We start from the raw sequence: 19863 nt of genomic DNA on the forward strand, positions 1-19863 counted from the left end.
AGGAATGCGGGTCATTGCGAGGGTATTGTCCGAAGCAATCTCATAAACCATCATAGATGTCCTTCTACCCTGCATTCATTCCATGAATTAATTCTGTTTTGGTATATTGCCGGATTGTGGCGCATTAAAGGCAAGCTCAGACTTGCGTTTGCCGTCCAAGCTGGCTAAATATGCTGAAAGCGTTGAGTTGTTACCGGTTGATTGATCCGGGAGATGAATTTCGTTTTCATCAGGAGTGGTATGTGCACAGCGCTACGGGTGAACTGATGGAGGGAGATTATTCGCTTTACTTCCCCTCCACCTTGCTTATATACTCCGCTACCTTGATTCCCATTCCAGAAGTTGAAAGTATTTTATCTTTTAGCGTGTTAGCAGAGGCAATATCACCGGTCCGATATCCATCCTCCAGCACCGACATAATAGCATGTTCAATAGCGTTTGATTCTTTACTGAGTCCGAAAGCGTATTTGAGCATCATTGCCCCTGATAAGATTTGCGCCAGCGGATTGGCCTTGCCTTGTCCTGCAATATCCGGCGCAGAGCCATGAATAGGCTCAAAAAGCCCAAAGCCTGTTTCTGAAAGGCTGGCGCTGGGAAGCATGCCAATGGACCCGGTAATGGCCGATGCCAGATCTGACAGGATGTCGCCAAACATATTTTCGGTGACAATAACATCAAATTGTTTCGGGTTTGTAGCGAGTTGCATGGCTGCATTGTCGACATACATATGATTCAACTGGATCATCGGATATTTTTTTTGAACGTAATCAATAACCACTTTCCGCCATAGTTTTGAGCTTTCAAGAACGTTTGCCTTATCAACAGAGGTTAACTTTTTACCGCGTTTCATAGCTGCTTCACAGGCTACTTTGGCAATCCTTTCAATCTCCGGTACTGAGTAAATCATGTAATCGACAGCGTATTCTCCCTGAACGGTCCCTTCCTTCAGGGCAAGCGATGTGACCTTATTTCTGCCGAAATAAACCCCGCCCGTCAACTCCCGCACAATCAGGATGTCCAGTCCTCCCTTCAACCGTTCTGATTTCAGAGACGCGGCATCTGCTAATGGGCCAAAAATTACGGCAGGACGCAAGTTTGCAAAAAGGCCGTAAATGGACCTCAGGGGCAGTAATGCCCCGCGCTCGGGGGTCAATTCCGCTGGCAACGTTTCCCATTTCGGCCCGCCTACCGCACCAAAATATATAGCATCGGCACTATCACAGACCTTTCTTGTTTCATCAGGGAGTGGGTGACCATAGGCATCGTAGGCGCATCCGCCTACTAATGCCTCTTTATATTCAAAGGTATGGCCGTATTTCTTTGCTACGGCGTCAAGCACTTTCAGCCCTTCCTTCATTATTTCTGGTCCAATCCCATCTCCTGCCAATACAGCAATGCATTTTTTCATGTAATAATCTCCCTCTATCCGCGCTTTTCGATTGTTGTGATAGCTTAAAACTTCTCAAAGCTTATAGTTTAAATACTGTATTTTACCTTTATTTTTAAGAAAATCTACTTCCATTATTTTTGTTGACAATATTGTATTACTGGGTAAATTGTTTCTAGTACCAGTAAAAAAGAATAGTACAACAATTATTGATGAATAACCCATTGTTCCGCCCTATTGGGCAGATATGAATATTGAGGTAAATTATGAAGATATTATTGACGAACGATGATGGCATTTATGCGCCAGGTATTGCCGCCTTAAAACGGAGTATTCAGGATCTGGGGCAAGTAACCGTGGTAGCGCCTGATATTGAACAGAGCGGTGTAGGGCATTCGATTACCTTCGGCCATCCTTTACGCATTCGTGAGGTGCATTTAAATAATGAGTTTATTGGTTATGGTGTGAATGGTTCGCCAGCTGATTGTGTGAAATTGGCTATTTTTGAAATTATGAGAGGAGGGCCGGACATTGTTATATCAGGGCTTAATATGGGAGCCAATGTGGGTATTCATATCCTCTACTCAGGAACAGTTGCTGCGGCTGTGGAGGCGGCTATTATGGGATTTCCTTCTATTGCTGTCTCCTTTGATATTTCTGAGCGGTATGATGATGTTAACGATGCGTCAAAAGTAGCGAGAAATGTCATAGAAAGCATTACCAGGCATAAACTACAGAAAGGATCGCTGCTCAACGTGAATATTCCTTCTTGTCCATCCAGTCAAATGAAAGGAGTTAAGATAACACGGCAGTTTGCTCATGATTTCAGGGAGACCTTTGAAAAACGCAAAGACCCGAACGGGAAGGATTATTACTGGTTAATAGGTACTAATAAATCCATTCACCACGAGGAGGGAACGGATATCAGCGCCGTTAATGAAGGTTATATCTCCGTTACACCTCTTCGTTACGATTTGACTGATCAATATCTTTACAAGAAAATTGAGGATTGGGATTGGGGAAGTACTCCTTACGAACGGGATAATAAAAAATCTTGACTTATCTCTACCTCATTTCTATAATAATAAACAATGTATTTCTTATGCAGAGATATTTTTTGCAGAGAGAATAAAAAAGGGCAGATAGCTCAGTTGGTAGAGCACAGGACTGAAAATCCTGGTGTCGGCGGTTCGATCCCGCCTCTGCCCACCACTTATTGAGAATGGTAGTTTAACATAATCAACTCAAAATTTTGTGCTACTTCACCTATAAGATAATTATTCAATGTAGTTTACTCCCGCCTTTTTATCATTTCCTGTTTGATGATCCATTTTTACTCGAAACTTATTACCCATGATATCTTAGAATATTTTGTTTTTTTATCGGTATTTATATTATGAAGAATTTACAAAATTTAGATATTCAATCTTTAGAAGAGCATGCAAAGGTTATCCGAAGACATGTGATAAGGATGATAGCAAAGGCCGGTTCCGGCCATCCCGGTAGTTCATTATCAACAGTAGATTTACTGGTTGCGCTTTTTTATAAGAAATTAAGACATAACCCGCAATTACCCACTTGGCCGGACAGGGATAGGTTTATTTTGTCGAAAGGCCATGGCTGTCCGGCGCTGTATGCCACCCTTGCCGAACAGGGTTATTTTAGTGTCGATAACCTTGATACCTTGCGGCAGTTTGGCAGTATTCTGCAAGGGCATCCCTGCATGAAAACAACGCCGGGAATTGAGATATCCGGCGGGTCGTTAGGGCAGGGGCTTTCCGTTGGTTTGGGGATCGCCCTGGCTGCAAAGCTGGATAAAAAGGATTTCCGTACTTATGTTATGTTAGGTGATGGGGAAATTGAGGAGGGACAGGTATGGGAAGCAGCAATGGCAGCAAGTCATTATAAAATAGACAACCTATGCGCAATCATAGATCAAAACGGATTGCAGATTGATGGGTTTATCCATGAGATTATGTCCTCACACCCTATCCCTGAAAAATGGCGCGGTTTTGGCTGGCATGTGATAGAAATTAACGGGCATGATTACCAGTCTATCTTAGCCGCTTATGATGATGCAGAGAAGATAAAAGGTCAACCTACGGTTATTGTGGCAAAAACAGTTAAGGGGAAAGGGGTCTCCTTTATGGAAAACCACGTTGATTGGCATGGAAAGGCGCCATCGAGAGAAGAGACCGAACGTGCGCTGGCTGAAATGAGGTAACAGTCGGATACTAGTAGTATAGCGTCAAGATAATTTATTATAAGAAGAAATATTATGATAAATTGCTTTGATAGTGTGCTTGTATGGAAGGATGTAAGATACCGTAAAAGAAGTGAAGTTCATGAATGGGTGTATAAGGAACAATTTAATGATGAAAGAATACAATGGCTGAAATGATAGCTACGCGTCAGGCATATGGTGACGCACTGGTAGAACTGGGCGAAAAGAATAAAGATATTGTAGTACTGGATGCTGATCTTTCAAAATCCACGACCACAGCTAAATTCGGCAAGAAATTTCCTGACAGGTTTTTTAATATGGGGGTAGCCGAGGCGAATATGGTGAATACGGCTGCCGGGTTAGCAACCTGCGGGAAAATAGCATTTGTGAGCAGTTTCAGTATTTTTGCTACAGGACGGACATGGGAGCAGATCAGAAATACCGTTTGTTATAGCGGATTGAATGTAAAGATCGTTGCCACGCACAGTGGTGTATCTGTGGGACCGGATGGGGCATCACATCAGTGTATAGAAGATATATCTTTGATGAAAACAATACCAACCATGACAGTTATTGAACCTTGCGATGCATTCGAAACGAGAAAATCTATCCTGGCTGCTGTAGATTATAAAGGTCCCGTATATATTCGCCTGGGCAGAGCGGCCGTACCCGTAATTACCAAAAAGGAGGATCCTTACACTATTGGAAAAGCAAATATTCTTAGAACGGGTAAAGATGTGGCGATTGTTGCTTGCGGGGCATTGGTTGCCAATGCTCTTACAGCATCTGATATATTATCGAAGGATGGGATCGAGGCAACGGTTGTTAACATGCATACTATCAAACCCATAGATCAGGATGTTGTTGTGAGTGTTGCAAAACAGGGAAATGCAGTAGTAACTGCAGAACAGCATGTGCTGGATGGTGGTTTGGGTAGCGCGGTTGCATCCGTATTATCCCGAAATTATCCTGTGCCTGTTGAGATGATTGGTATAGATAATCGATTTGGTCAATCTGGCGAACCTGATATCCTCTTTAAGGAATACCATCTCCAGCCGGAGGATATTGTTTTAGCTGCCAGGCGAGCTATAGGGCGTAAGAGAAAATGAAAACGAGGGTGTATGTTCTTTTATTCTGTATAACGCTTTTGTCAGTCAGAACGGTTTCGTTCGGGCAAGATAAACCTCTTGAAAAGCCTAATGCAGAAGTTAAAGAAAAAGCTAAAGAGACCCGAGAGGATATTTATGAAGAATTTGAGGAGTTTATTAAAGTCATAAAGGAATTGCAGGATAAATACGTTGATGAGATAAATGTTAATACCATTCTTACCAACGCATATCGCGGCATGCTTTCAGGGCTTGATCCCTATAGTCAATATTTTAGTTCTGAAGAATTAGAAGATCTCAAGATTGAGACAGAGGGTGAATTTGAGGGGCTGGGAATTGAGGTAATTATAAGGGAAGGGCTGTTAACCGTAATTACTCCAATTATTGACTCTCCGGCTTTTAAAGCCGGAATATTGGTAGGCGACCGGATTATTAAGATCGACGGTGAATTTACCGAAAACATGAGCGTCAGAGATGCCATAAAGAAACTCCGGGGCAAATTAGGAACAACAATTACCCTGACCGTTGTCCATGAGGGGGATACAGTTCCAGTCGATATTACTATGGAACGCGCAACGATCCATGTAAAAAGCATACGCGGCGCCAGAATAGTAGATGATGATTATAAGATTGGCTACCTTGCCGTAACAAATTTTCAGGAAAATACCACAAAGGATATGGACGTAGCCGTTCAGGATTTGTTGAAAAAGGGTATGAAAAGTCTGATACTGGATTTGAGATTCAATCCGGGCGGGTTATTGAATATTGCTGTCGATATGGCTGATAAATTCCTGGAGAGAGGTCTGATTGTTTCTACAAAAGGAAGAGATACGACACAGAATTATACGTACCAGGCACGAAAACAGGGGACATATCCCAAGTTTCCTTTAGTGGTGCTGGTAAATAACGGAAGCGCAAGCGCATCAGAAATTGTTGCCGGGGCTATTAAGGATCATAAACGGGGTTTACTACTGGGTATTAAAACATTTGGCAAGGGATCAGTGCAGAGCCTGATTCCCGTTTGGGATGGTAAAACCGCCTTGAAATTAACGACTGCGCGATATTATACTCCATCAGGGGTTTGTATCCACGAGAAAGGGATTGAGCCGCATATTAAGGTTCCCCTCAGTTTTGCTGAGACAAAGGCGTTGCATGAACATCTATCCATGATAGATATAGACAGAGATACAAAGACTAATGAGGTCAGGGAAAGCGAAGGTAAGGGAAAAGAGCCTGTACCGCAAGGCTCTTCTGTAAAAAAAGAGAAGTCACCCTATAGAGATGTTCAGCTTGAAAGAGCTATTGATGTTCTGAAAGGTATAGAAGTTTATGCGAAGGGCGCGAATACTCCTTAAAGGATTTATTGTGTTATTTTTACATTAAGATTATTTTGATAAGGCAGGAGTTATTCCTGCTTTTTTTATGTATGCTAATTCTTGGTATTGAAACATCATGCGATGAGACTTCGGCGTCCATTGTAAAAGATGGAAATGAAATACTGTCAAACATTATTCTATCCCAGGATGTTTTACATCGTCAGTTTGGTGGTGTTGTTCCGGAAATTGCTTGCCGGGCACATTTGGAATCTGTTATCAGTGTTATTAACAATGCCGTTGTTGATGCGAAGGCGCAGCTTGCTGAAATCGATGCGATTGCTGTTGTTAATACACCTGGTCTTATTGGCGCCTTGCTTATCGGTGTGACATCTGCCAAAACGTTATGTATGGCGCTGGATATACCTCTCATAGCCATTAATCACCTTCATTCCCATATCTATGCAAATAATCTCGAGCATGGGGATATACAGTATCCAACAGTAAGTTTGGTAGTTTCCGGAGGGCATACAACCCTTTTTTTATCGGAAAGCGAGACGAAGCATATTCCATTGGGAGGGACAATCGATGATGCTGCGGGTGAGGCTTTTGACAAAGTATCAAAAATATTAGGTCTCGGTTACCCCGGAGGACCTGTTATTGATAAGCTTGCAAGGCAAGGAAACCGAAGTGCGATTGCATTTCCAAGATCTTATCTTGAAAAGGACTCGCTTGACTTCAGCTTTAGCGGGCTTAAAACTGCAGTATTATATTACTATCGGGGACAGGATGCAAACGTTTCTCAATCAAAGCCACTCTCCAATCAGGAGATTGCCGATATTGCGGCAAGTTTTCAGGAGGCAGTCATTGATGTTTTAGTAGATAAGACCGTCCAGGCATCACACAGGTATAATGTTCAAGGAATACTGGTGGGTGGCGGTGTGGCAGCAAACTCAAGGTTACGCCAAAGATTAAAAGAAAAATCAGAAGAGACAGGTATCCCTGTATATTACCCTTCTGCCAGATTATGTACTGATAATGCTGCCATGGTGGCAGGGCTGGCTTATAAGAAATATTTAGAGGGAAATAGTGCCGATCTTACTCTTGAAGCTATTCCATAAGATTTAATAGCTTTTCCGTTGTATTGAGAATAATTATGAAAATAAGATATGGATATTGATGTAATAAAAAAGTTATTAGAAAATTATAAGGCTGGAGACGTACCGATACACGATGTCCTTGAAAAAATTAAAGAATTACCTTATAAGGACATTGGTTTTGCGAAGGTGGATAGCCATCGCAAAATCCGTTGCGGTTTTCCGGAGGTTATTTTTTGTCTGGGTAAGACCCCCGATCAAGTAGTAAGAATTGCAGAACATATCGTTGCAGGTGGAAATGATATGCTTGCGACCCGCGCTGATAGGGAAATGTATGATGCCGTTTCCCGGGAGTTTCCCGATGCCGTTTATCATGAACAGGCAAAGGCGATTACGATACAAAAGACACGCCGAAAACCTCACAAAGGAATGATTTTAATTATAACAGCGGGTACTTCTGATATCCCTGTAGCTGAGGAGGCTAAAGTAACAGCAGAGATTATGGGCAATACGGTGAAGGTTTTGTATGATGTCGGTGTAGCCGGTATTCATCGGTTAATGAAAAGTCATGGAGAACTACTCAAGGCCAATGTAATTATCGTAGTAGCGGGGATGGAAGGGGCATTGGCAAGTGTAGTGGGAGGGCTGGTAGATTGTCCTGTTATTGGTGTGCCTACCAGTATTGGTTATGGGGCAAGTTTTTATGGGGTTGCGCCACTCTTGTCTATGTTGAACAGTTGTGCCTCCGGGGTTTCCGTCGTGAATATCGACAACGGTTTTGGAGCTGCTTATGTTGCCTCTTTGATTAATAGAACAAGGGAATGATGGTGTGCCGTAGAGGACGCCAGAGAGTATGAGAAAGCGGACTTATGTTGAGAAGTTATCCCAAACCTGTTTTTGCATCCAAAACTCCTTGTGAATACTGATATTTCGAATGCTTATCGATGCTATAGTACTCAATAGATAAAACCGAACAGTATTTTAGATAGGGTGGCACGGACAAACTTGTTTGTCCGTGATGGTGTAATGAAATCCTGGCTCATTTTGTCTGGTTTCATTATCTGCGATATACCGAAAATTTCTTCCAGAAAGCCTGACACCCACAAAGGCGACTACGGGCGAGTATTGGTGCTTGCGGGTTCAATTGGCATGACTGGCGCAGCATGTCTGTGCAGTACTGCCTCCCTGCGTGCCGGCGCAGGGATTGTTACTCTGGGTATTCCGGAAAGTCTCTATGGGATTGTAGCATCCCAGTTGACCTGCGTCATGACCCGTCCCTTACCGGAAACGCAGGTAAAAACCTTATCCGATCTCGGCCGTCAGGATATCCTCGATTTTTCACAACGATTTGATGTAATTGCTATTGGTCCCGGTCTATCCCAATATCCGGAGACAAAAAGATTGGTACTGTGGTTATTACAGTCTTTAGATATTCCCATTGTATTAGACGCCGATGGTATTAATGCTCTTGCTGATAGCCCAAAAATATTAGATCAAATAAAGAGGCACATTATTCTTACACCACATCCCGGAGAAATGGCGCGTCTTGTTGGGGTATCAACGATAGAGGTTCAATCGAGGCGTCTGGAAATATCCCGGATGTTTGTTAAAGGCAGGCGGAATGTGACCCTGGTATTAAAAGGATATAGGACTATTGTTATGAATGAAGAACAATTTTATCTGAATGAGACAGGTAACCCCGGAATGGCAACTGCCGGAGTTGGGGATGTATTGACCGGTATAATTGCCGCCCTTTCAGGACAGCAATACACCCCTTTTAAGGCAGCGCAGTTAGGCGTATATTTGCACGGCCTGGCAGGTGATCTTGCGGCACAGGAGGTGGGTCAGATTTCACTGATTGCTACCGATATTCTCGATAGTTTACCCAAGGCGTTTTTAGCCTGTGAAGAAGGTTTGTAAGGAAAATATGTGGGTATAAAAATATTCATTATCATGCTGGGATTGGCTCTTAACTCCCTCTGTATAGCAAATAATCTTTATTATGCCCCTCAAGGTACCATTCAGGGGCAATTGAAAGAGGGGATTCAGTATACGCAACGCTCTTTGGATATGTGTATTCACGATTTTGCTGCAGTGGATATTGAGAAAGAATTGAATGCTGCAAGGGATCGGGGCGTTCAGGTACGTGTTGTGGTTTTAAAACATACCAGAAATAATTTACAGGACTTCCTGGCAAAGGCGTTGATAGATAAGAGATTCGATGTCAGGGTTCTGGATTTGCAATTGAGCGATAAACTTGTACAAGATTTTATTATATTTGATAATAGAATGCTGGCGATAGGTGTATATAATTGGCTTGCCTATCGGAATAGAATTATTTATAACGATGTGCTATTTTACTACGATCCTGATAAGATTCATGTTTATAAGAATACATTTTATCGGCTGTTTACTGAGGGGGAGGTCGCTCCTCTCTCAGCAACTCAAAATGAGAGGACGGCAAAAGACTATCCCTCTGTACCTGAAATTGATTCCCGTACTGCTGATGAAAAACAGATTATACCAGAAAATATACCGAATGAAGAGGCTGTGATTGCAGATAAGCCTGAAAGACCTGCAGAGATAACTGACAAGGACTTTATTCATATCTCTTTTGAAGAGATGGATAAGCAATTTGGAAGGGAGAGTGCCCTTTCTCGTTCCGAAAGGAATGAATTGTGGAAGAAATACAAGGGGAAATATGTTCAATGGCGTGGAATTGTATCTTATAAAGGGATGGGAAGGGTAGACTGGAATCGTATTGGGATAAGTCATGACAATGATAAAGATGCAGAAGTGGAAGTCATATTCGATTGGAAGATGTTTGAAAAAGTTATGGATATAAGAATAGGACGTACCATTATCTACACAGGCAAGCTGGTCTCCCGCCCTGGAATTAATGCTCCTTATCGGCTGGATGATGGAGATATAGAATAATGGTAAGGATCCATCACAGACATTCTGGTAAATTCCGAAGGAATCAGCAGGAAACCTATAGTGAATGATTGGGGGGATAAGATATGAAAAAGATTATAGCGATTGTGCGGGAAGAAAAGTTTGCTGTAATAAAGGATGCCTTGTTAGATATTGGATATCCGGGGATGACGGTTACTGAGGTAAAAGGTCATGGCAGTCAAAAGGGCATTACCGAGCAATGGCGTGGCAGGACTTTTAAGACTGATTTTGTAAACAAAATACAGATGGAAATGGTGGTTCCCGATAAGGATGTTAAAGACATCATTAAATGTATCTTAAGGGAGGCCGCAACAGGCAGTATAGGGGATGGAAAAATTTTTATTAGCCCTATCGAAGATGCTATCCGTATCAGAACCGGTGAGAGGGGAGAAAAGGCTATTTAGCTAATCAAAAGGAATACACGTACTCATAATGAATTCCATACATTACAACCCTGTTAAGCATGGCTATATTTGAAGTCTCCTCAAAGGGCTGGCTTTATAGAGCATTTCAGCATGCCATAAAGCAGAGGTTGTATTTAGCAGATCAGGGATTAAAAAAGCCTTCAGTTATGGGTTATGAATGAGATGGATTTGGAATAAAATCGTATTTTGATGGATCGGTTCGTTTCATTCACCGTTTAACGTTATATCCTTACCCCAACCTTTTTAAATTCCTTCTCGCTATAAAGGATCACGTAGTCATTTAAACCTGTCTTTTTTTTGATAGCCTGGATTACAGCTTCGCATTCGGCATCAGTATAACCGTGGATCATAGTAAAAACGTTATATTCCCAATCGGAATAGATAGGCCGTTCGTAGCAGTGCGTGACCTCTTCAAAATCAGCCATAATCTTGCCCACTTCATCAACCTGCTCTTTGGGCACCTTCCATACACACATGGCATTTGCATTAATACCAATCTTACGATGGGCAATGGAAGCTGCAAGCCGTCTTACCTTGCCGGATTCCAGAAGTTTTTGAAGTCTTTGTATTACCTCTTCTTCTGACATCCCTAATGCCTGACCAATATCTTTGTATGGGGTCTTGGTGACGGGCAGACCTTCCTGGATATGTTTAATGAGCTTTACATCAATATCTTCTTTTTTGTTTGTCATAGTTTAAGTTAGCATGGATAATCCGGAAGAGACGATCCTTCGGGTTGCCACTTCCTTTTTATTCATGTTATCCTTTAATTAAGATTAATAAATTTTAAAGCGTACGCCGATTTTGAATTTCTTTGTTGTTGGTAGACTTCGGACTGTTAGTCCCGTCCTGTCCTCAATTTCTTTCAGGAGACAGTGGAGCTCCTCGTCGTTCCTGGCTGACATGGTAAACCACATATTGTAAGGTATATGGGTGTTTCTCCCTTTCCTGAGGTAATTGTGAGATACGCCACTATATTCATTGATGATCGCACTTACTTCTTCTATGCGGTCTTCCGGAACCTTTATTGCAGCGAGTGTTGCCTCCCTGCCCATAGCTTGTGTGTTGATAATTGGAGCAAGCCGTCTTACATATCCCTTCTCAATCATGAACTTGACACGTTCAATAATAGTGTCTTCATCGATATCAAGTTCTTTGCTCAATGCCAGAAATGGTCTTGATACAAGAGGCAGGTTGGATTGTAAACGGTGAAGTATTTTTCTATCGGTATCGCAAAGTATCATATTCTTTTTTTTATTTCCTCAATTCCTTGTTGTTCTATAAGCGTCCTGAATCGGTGCTCAGTTTTATTTGAAAGGATAATATCTGCACAAACATCTAAAGCCTTTAATGTGGTGGGTTCGTCTGCCTGAGGGAGTAAATCTATGGCAAATTTGGGGTGTCTTCCGACTTTTCCACCGATCATTACCCGATACTCTTTTTCTTCTGCTTTTATTGAGCCTGTAGGGCATACTTTAGCGCAAAGGCCACAGTGTACACATTTTTCTTTGTCAATAGTAACTTGATTATTGGTTACCGTAACGGCATTTTCCCGGCAGGTCTCCACACATTTCATACATTCAATACATTTTGAATGTGTATCTACGGAAACAGGTTCTATTGCGTGAACACCGAAGTCCTTGATCTGTGGCATAGAACAGCTATTTGGGCATCCCGATACAGCGAGCTTCATCGTATGGTGGGGAAGAATTTGTCCATCAACCTTATCGATTAATTTTTCCGTGAAATGTGATTTCTCCAGCCTGTTCTGGAGTTTATTTGCTAAGATTCTGGAATCTATGATGAGAAACGGACAATTAACCTCTGCGCCCCGGCAAGGTTTCACCTGATAAAGAACAGGATTTCCATCTTTATCGAAATATTTGGTATACTTCCGGAGGATAGAGAGCTTTTCATTATTTATAGGTAAGGATTGTTTTGTAACAGCAGGCTGTGGATTCGGTTTACCCATAAATCCTTCTTTTGCGGCGAGAACCTCCGACTCGGTTACTAAATTTTTTCCACGATTACGGGCAATGGCTTCAACCTTTTCACGAACCATCTTTTGTATAAAGGGAGGTACCTTTTCTAGCAGCATTGATGCAGACTTATCCCACTCCAAGAGTAATCTCCTTAAAATAAAATTGCCACAATAAAAAATTGAGGCAATTTTTAAATCAACGATTTATTTCATAAACTTACTGATCATATCTATAAATACTACAAACTTAAATATTATATTTGTAAAAAGGATGAATGTCAATTTGAAATTTTTAAGGGAGGTTTTTATTCTCTGTATTCCTAAATATTTTAAATCTTGACATTTAACGGTATGAATCTTATATTTTTAAATGTATTAAGAAATATAATTATCTAAAATAAAGATTTTTCTCATGGTGTCATTTTAAGATTATGGATAGATTGCGAATGAAGTTTATTTTTGATGCCAATAATTTATTACGGAGGTTATAAAATGGATGATCAGAAATTCCATGAAAAATTGTTAAATTTAATTGAAGAAATTAAAAGATTTCCAGAGATAAAGCGCGAGAGTTTAGAGATGTTGACAGGTGAACTTGGTAAGAAGTATGAGGATCTCAAGCTTAGTTTAATGGTATTACAGGATTCACTCGATTCGTTGCGGCTGAACGTACAGTACCTGCTCTTTGATTTAGACATGACGAAAAAGGAGAATACAGCCTTAAGAAAAAAACTGGAAGAACAGGGAAATAATAAGTAATTCCTCCCAAATTCCTTATTGAAGATAACATAATAACATGGAAAGTTTTGTATTATCCAATATGCCCGTAGAAGCACAAAAGGTTATAGAACCTTTCTTCCAGGATATCTTATCGCATGGTAAAGAGAATATTATTTCGGTATATGTCATTGGAAGCGCTGTAACAAGAGATTTCCATACAAAATATTCTGATATTAATACGCTCATTGTCGTAAAAGAGATTAAGATTTCATTTTTCGATTTTATTTCGACGTTAGGAAAGCGTTATGGTAAAAAGAAGATACGCGCCCCTTTCGTTATGACTTTAGATTATATCAACAGATCATTACAGGAGTTTCCATTAGAATTCCTGGAGATGAAATTGATACATCAACGGGTGTACGGAGATGATGTCTTAAAAGATATAAAGATTGAAAAGGCCCATGTTCGACTCGAATGCGAACGGGAATTGAAAGGCAGGTTGCAGAATCTCTGTCAGGGTTATATAAGAGCAATGGGCAATAAAACGGTCTTGACAGACTTGTTTGTAGGTTCAGTTTCTGGTTATTTTCCCGTCTTTCATGGGATACTCTTCCTGTATGACCATAAACCGCTTAAAGCAAAAAGCGACGTTCTTTGCGCTTTAGAAAAGTATCTTGACATCGATACAGGCATCTTCACAAAACTCCTGGAAATGAAGTCAAATAATATCTATCCTCCTGTTGAAACCCTGAAGGTAATTTTTGAAAATCTGTATCATACATTAGATACTCTTGCGAGAAGGATAGATGAATTTAAAATTGAGCGTGTATAAAAGGCGTTTTTACCTGTATCCGGGATTATTGGTATTTTTCCTGTGTCTTTGTTCAATCGTACAGGCACAGGGATTGCTTCCGGTTCCTAAGAGGTATGTGGAAGATAGGGCTGGTATCGTGAGCGATACGATAGAGAGGAATCTGAACGGCTATCTTCAGGAATTAGAACAGAAGACAGGCGCACAACTTGTTGTTCTTACGATTCATACAACGGGCGATATCCCCATCGAAACTTACGCAATAGAACTTGCAACAAAATGGAAGCTGGGGCAGAAGGGAAAAGATAATGGAGCCCTTGTTGTTATAGCAAAGGATGACCGTGCTTACAGGATTGAGGTTGGATATGGACTTGAGGGCACATTGCCGGATAGCTTTTGTGGTACGGTTGGAAGGACGTATTTTGTACCTAATTTCCGGAAGGGAAACTACGGCGAAGGCATATACCAGGGTGTGGTTATTATGGTTCATAAGGTTGCAGAAGAACACGGATTACAGATCACGGGAATGCCAAATATTGCTGAATTAAGAAAAAAGGCAAGGGGACGTGAAAATCCGCTTTTTTCACTCGTATTTCTGCTTATTCTCTTGCCATTTATTTTGAGTTATTTCTTTAACAGACGACAAAACTGGTGGGGCGGTCCTCCCATTATCTTTGGTGGCCGGGGAGGATTTGGTTCACACGGATCTGGTGGATTCGGAGGCTTTGGCAGTTTTGGCGGTGGTGGAGGTGGCTCATTCGGTGGTGGAGGGGCATCAGGACGTTGGTAATGGATGGTAATCTAGATTAGAAAACAAGTTTTAACTTTGATTTGCTCAGACTTCTACTGCTTTTTAGATTAACGCCTATAGGTAGTAGGAGTAAGGGCAAGCAGAAAGGAAACTATGAGAAAGATATTACCCGTTATCGCAATTCTGGTATTTTTAGGCGTTATCTTTGGTGTCTGGTATGTCAAGGGATACAACAAGGTCGTTAATCTGCATGAGAATGTTAAAAACGCCTGGTCTCAAGTTGATACACAGCTTAAGAGACGATACGATCTTATCCCTAACCTCGTAGAGACAGTAAAAGGTTATGCTACCCACGAGAAAGAAATATTTGAGAATCTTGCTGAGGCAAGAAAAGGTTATTTTACTGCTCCGACAGTAGAAAAAAAAGCTGAGGCTGCAACACAGATTGAAGGATTTCTATCCCGCCTGCTTGCATTTCGTGAAACATACCCTGATTTGAAGGCAAACGAATCATTTCTTAAGCTGCAGGACACCTTAGAAGGCAGTGAAAATCGCATTTCCGTAGAACGCAAGAGATACAATGACGCTGTTAGAGAATTTAATACTTATACAAAGAGCTTCTTCGGTCGCTTCTTTGCTGCTCGCCTTGGAGTACCTGAGGCAAAATATTTTGAAGTCGCCGAAATTGAGAAAGAGGCGCCAAAGGTAAAATTTTAAGATCACGCCTTTCAGAAACCTTATATCCTACATACTTGCAACACTCAATGTAAACTGATATTCGAGTATTTATACAAATACTTATGTTCAGGTACTCATAGTTGAGAAGTACATTGGCACTGGATTTGTAATTACTTAAAATAGTGTAATTCATAAATCATGATTTTTTGCAGGAAACGAAGAGGAGGCGTTCAAGGATAGATATGAGACCAAGATATATTCTTTTTATGTTGGTACTTACCTTTATTTTTATGCAATTAACCGCGCCTTCTTTTGCACAAGAGACTACCATTAATGCCATTCCTCTTCCCATAGGTTCAGGGGCAAGGGCCTTGGGGCAGGGAGGCGCCTTTATTGCTGTTGCCGACGATGCAACAGCCGCTTCATGGAACCCCGGCGCATTGACACAATTAGAAAGGCCGGAGCTTTCTGTCGTGGGCTCTTTTTTATCAACACATCAGGATTTTGATCCGGGGGATACTGGTTTCTCATTAGGGGATGAAGATGTGTCCCGTAGTGATTTAAATTACTTCAGCATAGCTTATCCATTCAAAGTCTTTGGGAAAAATCTGGTTGCTGCCTTAAGCTATCAGCAGAAATTTGATTTCCACATGAAAATAGATTTTGATCAAACGCTTGTAAACCCGCTCGATCAATCAATTACGCAACAAGAAATCGATTTCGAGTCAAAAGGCGGAGTAGGCGCGTTGACCCCTGCTGTCTCTATGCTTGTTCTACCGAAATTATCCATAGGCGTAGCTGTTAATTTCTATACCGATGAATTTTTTGGTAACTTTGCATGGAAAGAAAAAACACAAGTAATAGTAGCAAATCCAGAATCCATAGATACAATTGATGCTAATTCAACATTTAAAAACTTTCAGGCGGTCAATGTGACAACAGGTTTGCTCCTGGATATATGGGAGAAAGAAGATAAACGTCTTACCTTTGGCGCCGTTTACCATACCCCATACAGAGCGACGGTAGATCGCGTTACTGATAATGTATTTATTATTTCTTCGGAAAGATTTTCAGATCACAGGAGGGAATCTTTTACGGTGGATTATCCCATGTCTGCCGGCGCTGGTTTTGGCTTCCGTTATAACGATGCCCTGTTATTTTCCATGGATATGACGTGGACCGATTGGTCAGAGTTTGAACAAAAGAATGAAGATACGGAAGAGAAATCTCGTCCTTTGGGTGGTGTATCTACAGACAGGGAAATTGATGATACCTATGCTGTAAGATTCGGTACTGAGTATCTCATATTCAGACAAAAGATAATTATTCCAATCCGTGGAGGAGCTTTTTACGACCCGCGTCCATCATTAGATGATCTCATTGACATATACGGCTTTAGTATAGGAAGTGGTATTACATTCAAAAGATTGAGTATTGACGGTGCATACCAGTTCAGATGGGCAAGTGATGCTGACGGTGAGGATTTTGGTTTGACAGATACCCATTTCGATATTACAGAACACCTCTTCCTGGCGTCCATTATTGTTTATTTTTAATGAGAATGACCTGAGTCATAAACCCGGCTTTCCTGTAAATAAATTTTGGGAGGGAGAAATTAACTATGAGAAACAAATATTTTTGTTCTTTGTTGGCGACGGTCTTATTTTTATTGGGTGGTATATCGGGTATAAACCTGAATACCTATGGTAATTCAATTATCAAAAATATACAACCAGTAGCTAATGCCGCGGTAGGTGCGTTGGTAAAGGTTGATGATATTGTAACTCTTAATGGCATTGGAAGTACTGACGGGGATAGTGATTTTCTTATGTATACCTGGACACTTTCCTCTTTTCCAGAGGGGAGTCTATCGGTAATAGCAAATCCAAAGGCTGCGATAACTACCTTTATTCCAGATAAAGCCGGGACTTATGAAGTAACGTTGATTGTAAACGATGGCCATGTGAACAGCAACCCCAGTATAATTAAGGTAAAAGTAGTAACGCCACAGGAAGAGGTGATACTCCTTGTAAAGAGTCTCCAAAGTCAGATTATAACCTTTAATCCGGAAGTATTTAAAATTCCTACCATGCAGAAAGAATTCTTAAATGAATTTGATATCATAATAAAAAATATTGAAATAGGTGATTATAAGAATGCCTTAAATAAGTTAGAAAATAACATCTTACCTAAAATAGATGGTTGTAAAGTATTTGGGTTACCAGACGAGAATGATTGGATTATTGATTGTGAAGTGCAGAAATCAGTATATGAAGCTACTGAAGAATTAAATGATAAAATTTTATACATAGTCTGGGCACCGGGAGGTATAACAGGATTTGTATATATGTCTGGGACAAAAACAGGCATTTATAAGGCAAAAGTTACTATAACGAAAGGCACGTTTACTGGCCGCTATGATGAGACAAACTCAAGTGGTAAATACGAATTAACATCATTACCGCCCAATACATACAGCCTCAAGGCAACAGCCCCTGGTCGCAACGTAAAATATGGAACTGCAACGGTATATTCCGGTAAATACACAATTCTAAATTTTTCTTTATAAAAAAATAACTGAGTCCTGGTGTAAATCTTACATGAAATAACGTGAATTTGCGGAGAGATGTGCCGATAGTGGTTTAATTTTGCATAACATAGTAAAGATACCCATTACAATTATGGTTGACCCTTGCAATAAATAAAAAAGCCCATGATGGTAAACATCATGGGCTTTTTTTAACTAAGGTAACGTAAAACTTTTATAAAACCACTATTTCATAGCAGCTTTTTCGATACCAGCCTCTCTTCGTAAACGGGCAGCCTCTGCCTGTATTTTGGTAAACTCCATCATCATAGGTGCTTGACCCCACCACCAGGAAACGTCCTGCTGGGCGTGTGCTGTTCCCTTGTAACCCTGCAGTTTGTACCAGAACCATAACCTGTTGTACATATTCTCGATGGTGGATGGATTATCTTGTTGTTGTAAGAACATACCATAAACACCGAGAATAGGACCAACTACAGGGAACTTACCTTTCAGAGTCTTAAAGGCATTGTAAACAGGCTCGCCAAGGAATGCCGGACTGAGCATCTTTTCAATTCCATCGCTCAATGGGTATGGGTCCCTTTTTGAAGCATCGGGATATAAGACCCCATCAGCAATTAAGTCTTCGACTACCTTCTGTGCCTGATCTGCTAAAGTATGTGCCTGGAACATAAATTGATCTAATGATTTTAAATAGGTATCAGCAAACCGGTCGCTATGGCACTTTGCACAGACTTCTAACCAATACGATCTCTTCGCAATATTTTCTTCTGAATAGATATCGATTTTATCACCGATGATCTTAATTCCATATGGGTAATCTTTCAAGGAAGAGGTATATTCTATATTCTTTGGCGGTATTGTACCCATACGCCAGATACCTTTCATGACCGGGTTATGAATAAACCGTCCATGTTTCTCATACATATGGCAGTACTGGCATGTTGGAGTGCGATAATCCTTGCCAGGCCTTACTTCAGATAACGGTCTGGTAAAATCGAAGTGTTCTTCTTCCTGATGGTAAATTACACCATGCTTTGATTCACCATAAGATTCTGCATCCGGATGGTCCGGACCCATGTGGCAGGTGATACAGGCTTCCGGCTGTCTGCCTTCAGCAGCGCTGAACTTATGCCTGGTATGACATACGTCACATTTTTCTGCGCCGGAGTGGCACATATCACAACCATGCTGTCCGTAGAGGTAACCCCTTCGTGCAGCCTCTGCATACCATGGTACAATGGTGTTTGCTTCCCATGATTGAACGTGGTTAGGACGGCCTACTTCCCGTTCTCTCACGAAATCATCAAACTGTTTTCTATGACATTCTCCGCATACTTCTCCTGTTGGCATTCTGATTTGTTTCTTTTTTGTATCGGCATGGCAATCAAAACAGTGAACCTCATCTAAAATCCTGCCTGTGTTCTTCTCGATTTCTGCTGTTCTGCTGGAAAGATAGGGGGTACTTTTAGGATTTTTATGTCCCGATTCTCTCCAATCTCTCACGACACCAGGTGTTGCCTCCTCATGGCATGTTACACACAAGTCTCTTCTTTCTTTTTCAATAAAGATAGCGTGATCAAAATTTTCCATTGGTACATAGTGCCTGTTAGGTTGCCAGTACATATCCAGCATCTGTGGCTTGAAATAGTCCTTAAACGGACCAGAGCCTTCGTTCATGCCAACATTATCTTTATACGTGGCCCTATACCAATCGGGCAGTCCTTCATATAAATCTGGTGGTGTGTCCTTCTTGGGGGGAGTCTGGTCAGCAGCCCACGCCAGAGAAGTAAACGCCAATGTTGCAGACAAACATATGCCTAACCCTAATTTTTTCATCTCTTTACCTCCCTATGATCAACATATT

21 protein-coding genes and 1 tRNA gene are annotated in these 19863 nt (G+C 41.1%); 17 read left to right on the forward strand and 5 right to left on the reverse strand.

The annotated features are described in order from the left end of the window. Positions 1 to 286: 286 nt before the first annotated feature. On the reverse strand, positions 287 to 1408 hold the full coding sequence (gene leuB / locus FBQ94_RS11290; RefSeq protein ID WP_007221522.1) for a 3-isopropylmalate dehydrogenase: 1122 nt from the start codon (positions 1406 to 1408) through the stop codon (positions 287 to 289). Between the two features lie 245 nt (positions 1409 to 1653). Here leuB and surE point away from each other — a divergent pair, with 245 nt between their 5' ends. The 11 genes from surE to FBQ94_RS11345 all read left to right on the forward strand — a co-directional run bounded on the left by surE (position 1654) and on the right by FBQ94_RS11345 (position 10486). Further along, positions 1654 to 2445, forward strand: coding sequence for a 5'/3'-nucleotidase SurE (surE, locus tag FBQ94_RS11295; protein ID WP_007221523.1), 792 nt, complete (start codon positions 1654 to 1656; stop codon positions 2443 to 2445). A gap of 78 nt (positions 2446 to 2523) precedes the next feature. Beyond that, positions 2524 to 2599: transfer RNA gene (locus FBQ94_RS11300), tRNA-Phe, on the forward strand. Positions 2600 to 2783: 184 nt separating this feature from the next. Continuing rightward, the gene (locus tag FBQ94_RS11305) at positions 2784 to 3611 is read left to right on the forward strand and encodes a transketolase (RefSeq protein ID WP_007221524.1); all 828 of its coding nucleotides are present in this window, start codon (positions 2784 to 2786) and stop codon (positions 3609 to 3611) included. A gap of 54 nt (positions 3612 to 3665) precedes the next feature. Further along, the gene (locus tag FBQ94_RS11310; protein WP_285442137.1) at positions 3666 to 3788 is read left to right on the forward strand and encodes a hypothetical protein; all 123 of its coding nucleotides are present in this window, start codon (positions 3666 to 3668) and stop codon (positions 3786 to 3788) included. Further along, the gene (locus tag FBQ94_RS11315; protein WP_007221525.1) at positions 3776 to 4720 is read left to right on the forward strand and encodes a transketolase family protein; all 945 of its coding nucleotides are present in this window, start codon (positions 3776 to 3778) and stop codon (positions 4718 to 4720) included. The genes FBQ94_RS11310 and FBQ94_RS11315 overlap by 13 nt, the downstream gene beginning before the upstream one ends. Further along, positions 4717 to 6072: a S41 family peptidase gene (locus FBQ94_RS11320; RefSeq protein ID WP_007221526.1), complete on the forward strand. Its 1356-nt coding sequence runs from the start codon at positions 4717 to 4719 to the stop codon at positions 6070 to 6072. The genes FBQ94_RS11315 and FBQ94_RS11320 overlap by 4 nt, the downstream gene beginning before the upstream one ends. A 71-nt stretch (positions 6073 to 6143) precedes the next feature. Further along, the gene (tsaD, locus tag FBQ94_RS11325; protein WP_040543662.1) at positions 6144 to 7151 is read left to right on the forward strand and encodes a tRNA (adenosine(37)-N6)-threonylcarbamoyltransferase complex transferase subunit TsaD; all 1008 of its coding nucleotides are present in this window, start codon (positions 6144 to 6146) and stop codon (positions 7149 to 7151) included. 48 nt (positions 7152 to 7199) lie between these two features. After that, on the forward strand, positions 7200 to 7952 hold the full coding sequence (larB, locus tag FBQ94_RS11330; protein WP_007221528.1) for a nickel pincer cofactor biosynthesis protein LarB: 753 nt from the start codon (positions 7200 to 7202) through the stop codon (positions 7950 to 7952). 165 nt (positions 7953 to 8117) lie between these two features. Continuing rightward, positions 8118 to 9047 carry an NAD(P)H-hydrate dehydratase gene (locus FBQ94_RS11335; protein ID WP_285442138.1) on the forward strand — a complete coding sequence of 310 codons (930 nt, stop codon included), beginning with the start codon at positions 8118 to 8120 and terminating at the stop codon, positions 9045 to 9047. Positions 9048 to 9056: 9 nt separating this feature from the next. Beyond that, positions 9057 to 10064: a phospholipase D-like domain-containing protein gene (locus tag FBQ94_RS11340; protein ID WP_007221530.1), complete on the forward strand. Its 1008-nt coding sequence runs from the start codon at positions 9057 to 9059 to the stop codon at positions 10062 to 10064. An 83-nt stretch (positions 10065 to 10147) separates the two neighbouring features. Beyond that, complete coding sequence (locus FBQ94_RS11345; protein WP_007221531.1) at positions 10148 to 10486, forward strand: P-II family nitrogen regulator; 339 nt, start codon at positions 10148 to 10150, stop codon at positions 10484 to 10486. Positions 10487 to 10728: 242 nt separating this feature from the next. On the opposite strand, the gene ahbB is transcribed toward FBQ94_RS11345, so the two are convergent. From ahbB to FBQ94_RS11360, 3 genes are all read right to left on the reverse strand, one after another. Beyond that, positions 10729 to 11199, reverse strand: a complete 471-nt coding sequence (gene ahbB / locus FBQ94_RS11350) for a siroheme decarboxylase subunit beta (RefSeq protein WP_007221532.1) — start codon at positions 11197 to 11199, stop codon at positions 10729 to 10731. Between the two features lie 84 nt (positions 11200 to 11283). Further along, on the reverse strand, positions 11284 to 11751 hold the full coding sequence (locus tag FBQ94_RS11355; RefSeq protein ID WP_007221533.1) for an Lrp/AsnC family transcriptional regulator: 468 nt from the start codon (positions 11749 to 11751) through the stop codon (positions 11284 to 11286). Continuing rightward, positions 11748 to 12629: a 4Fe-4S binding protein gene (locus FBQ94_RS11360; RefSeq protein ID WP_007221534.1), complete on the reverse strand. Its 882-nt coding sequence runs from the start codon at positions 12627 to 12629 to the stop codon at positions 11748 to 11750. The genes FBQ94_RS11355 and FBQ94_RS11360 overlap by 4 nt, the downstream gene beginning before the upstream one ends. A gap of 351 nt (positions 12630 to 12980) precedes the next feature. Between FBQ94_RS11360 and FBQ94_RS11365 the strand changes: the two genes are divergently transcribed. From FBQ94_RS11365 to FBQ94_RS11390, 6 genes are all read left to right on the forward strand, one after another. Further along, positions 12981 to 13247, forward strand: a complete 267-nt coding sequence (locus FBQ94_RS11365; RefSeq protein ID WP_007221535.1) for a hypothetical protein — start codon at positions 12981 to 12983, stop codon at positions 13245 to 13247. Positions 13248 to 13284: 37 nt separating this feature from the next. Further along, the gene (locus FBQ94_RS11370; RefSeq protein ID WP_007221536.1) at positions 13285 to 14040 is read left to right on the forward strand and encodes a hypothetical protein; all 756 of its coding nucleotides are present in this window, start codon (positions 13285 to 13287) and stop codon (positions 14038 to 14040) included. Then, entirely contained in the window at positions 14015 to 14809 is a 795-nt protein-coding gene (locus FBQ94_RS11375) for a TPM domain-containing protein (protein ID WP_051006172.1), read from the forward strand. Before FBQ94_RS11370 ends, FBQ94_RS11375 begins: the two co-directional genes overlap by 26 nt. Positions 14810 to 14923: 114 nt before the next feature. After that, positions 14924 to 15487, forward strand: a complete 564-nt coding sequence (locus FBQ94_RS11380; RefSeq protein ID WP_007221538.1) for a LemA family protein — start codon at positions 14924 to 14926, stop codon at positions 15485 to 15487. A 203-nt stretch (positions 15488 to 15690) separates the two neighbouring features. Then, entirely contained in the window at positions 15691 to 17004 is a 1314-nt protein-coding gene (locus FBQ94_RS11385; protein WP_007221539.1) for an OmpP1/FadL family transporter, read from the forward strand. A gap of 65 nt (positions 17005 to 17069) precedes the next feature. Then, positions 17070 to 18017: a carboxypeptidase regulatory-like domain-containing protein gene (locus tag FBQ94_RS11390; RefSeq protein WP_007221540.1), complete on the forward strand. Its 948-nt coding sequence runs from the start codon at positions 17070 to 17072 to the stop codon at positions 18015 to 18017. A 204-nt stretch (positions 18018 to 18221) separates the two neighbouring features. Here the strand turns inward: FBQ94_RS11390 and FBQ94_RS11395 are convergent, their stop codons facing one another. Further along, complete coding sequence (locus FBQ94_RS11395; protein WP_007221541.1) at positions 18222 to 19835, reverse strand: multiheme c-type cytochrome; 1614 nt, start codon at positions 19833 to 19835, stop codon at positions 18222 to 18224. Between the last annotated feature and the right edge of the window lie 28 nt (positions 19836 to 19863).

The sequence above is a fragment of the Candidatus Jettenia sp. AMX1 genome, assembly GCF_030263775.1.
In the GTDB taxonomy this organism is placed as follows: domain Bacteria; phylum Planctomycetota; class Brocadiia; order Brocadiales; family Brocadiaceae; genus Jettenia; species Jettenia caeni.

Coding starts and splice junctions, on each gene's coding strand:
- leuB (WP_007221522.1), bottom strand. CDS start 1,408: ATGAAAAAATGCATTGCTGTATTGGCAGGAGATGGGATTGGACCAGAA.
- surE (WP_007221523.1), top strand. CDS start 1,654: ATGAAGATATTATTGACGAACGATGATGGCATTTATGCGCCAGGTATT.
- FBQ94_RS11305 (WP_007221524.1), top strand. CDS start 2,784: ATGAAGAATTTACAAAATTTAGATATTCAATCTTTAGAAGAGCATGCA.
- FBQ94_RS11310 (WP_285442137.1), top strand. CDS start 3,666: ATGATAAATTGCTTTGATAGTGTGCTTGTATGGAAGGATGTAAGATAC.
- FBQ94_RS11315 (WP_007221525.1), top strand. CDS start 3,776: ATGGCTGAAATGATAGCTACGCGTCAGGCATATGGTGACGCACTGGTA.
- FBQ94_RS11320 (WP_007221526.1), top strand. CDS start 4,717: ATGAAAACGAGGGTGTATGTTCTTTTATTCTGTATAACGCTTTTGTCA.
- tsaD (WP_040543662.1), top strand. CDS start 6,144: ATGCTAATTCTTGGTATTGAAACATCATGCGATGAGACTTCGGCGTCC.
- larB (WP_007221528.1), top strand. CDS start 7,200: ATGGATATTGATGTAATAAAAAAGTTATTAGAAAATTATAAGGCTGGA.
- FBQ94_RS11345 (WP_007221531.1), top strand. CDS start 10,148: ATGAAAAAGATTATAGCGATTGTGCGGGAAGAAAAGTTTGCTGTAATA.
- ahbB (WP_007221532.1), bottom strand. CDS start 11,199: ATGACAAACAAAAAAGAAGATATTGATGTAAAGCTCATTAAACATATC.
- FBQ94_RS11355 (WP_007221533.1), bottom strand. CDS start 11,751: ATGATACTTTGCGATACCGATAGAAAAATACTTCACCGTTTACAATCC.
- FBQ94_RS11365 (WP_007221535.1), top strand. CDS start 12,981: ATGGATGATCAGAAATTCCATGAAAAATTGTTAAATTTAATTGAAGAA.
- FBQ94_RS11370 (WP_007221536.1), top strand. CDS start 13,285: ATGGAAAGTTTTGTATTATCCAATATGCCCGTAGAAGCACAAAAGGTT.
- FBQ94_RS11375 (WP_051006172.1), top strand. CDS start 14,015: ATGAATTTAAAATTGAGCGTGTATAAAAGGCGTTTTTACCTGTATCCG.
- FBQ94_RS11380 (WP_007221538.1), top strand. CDS start 14,924: ATGAGAAAGATATTACCCGTTATCGCAATTCTGGTATTTTTAGGCGTT.
- FBQ94_RS11385 (WP_007221539.1), top strand. CDS start 15,691: ATGAGACCAAGATATATTCTTTTTATGTTGGTACTTACCTTTATTTTT.
- FBQ94_RS11390 (WP_007221540.1), top strand. CDS start 17,070: ATGAGAAACAAATATTTTTGTTCTTTGTTGGCGACGGTCTTATTTTTA.
- FBQ94_RS11395 (WP_007221541.1), bottom strand. CDS start 19,835: ATGAAAAAATTAGGGTTAGGCATATGTTTGTCTGCAACATTGGCGTTT.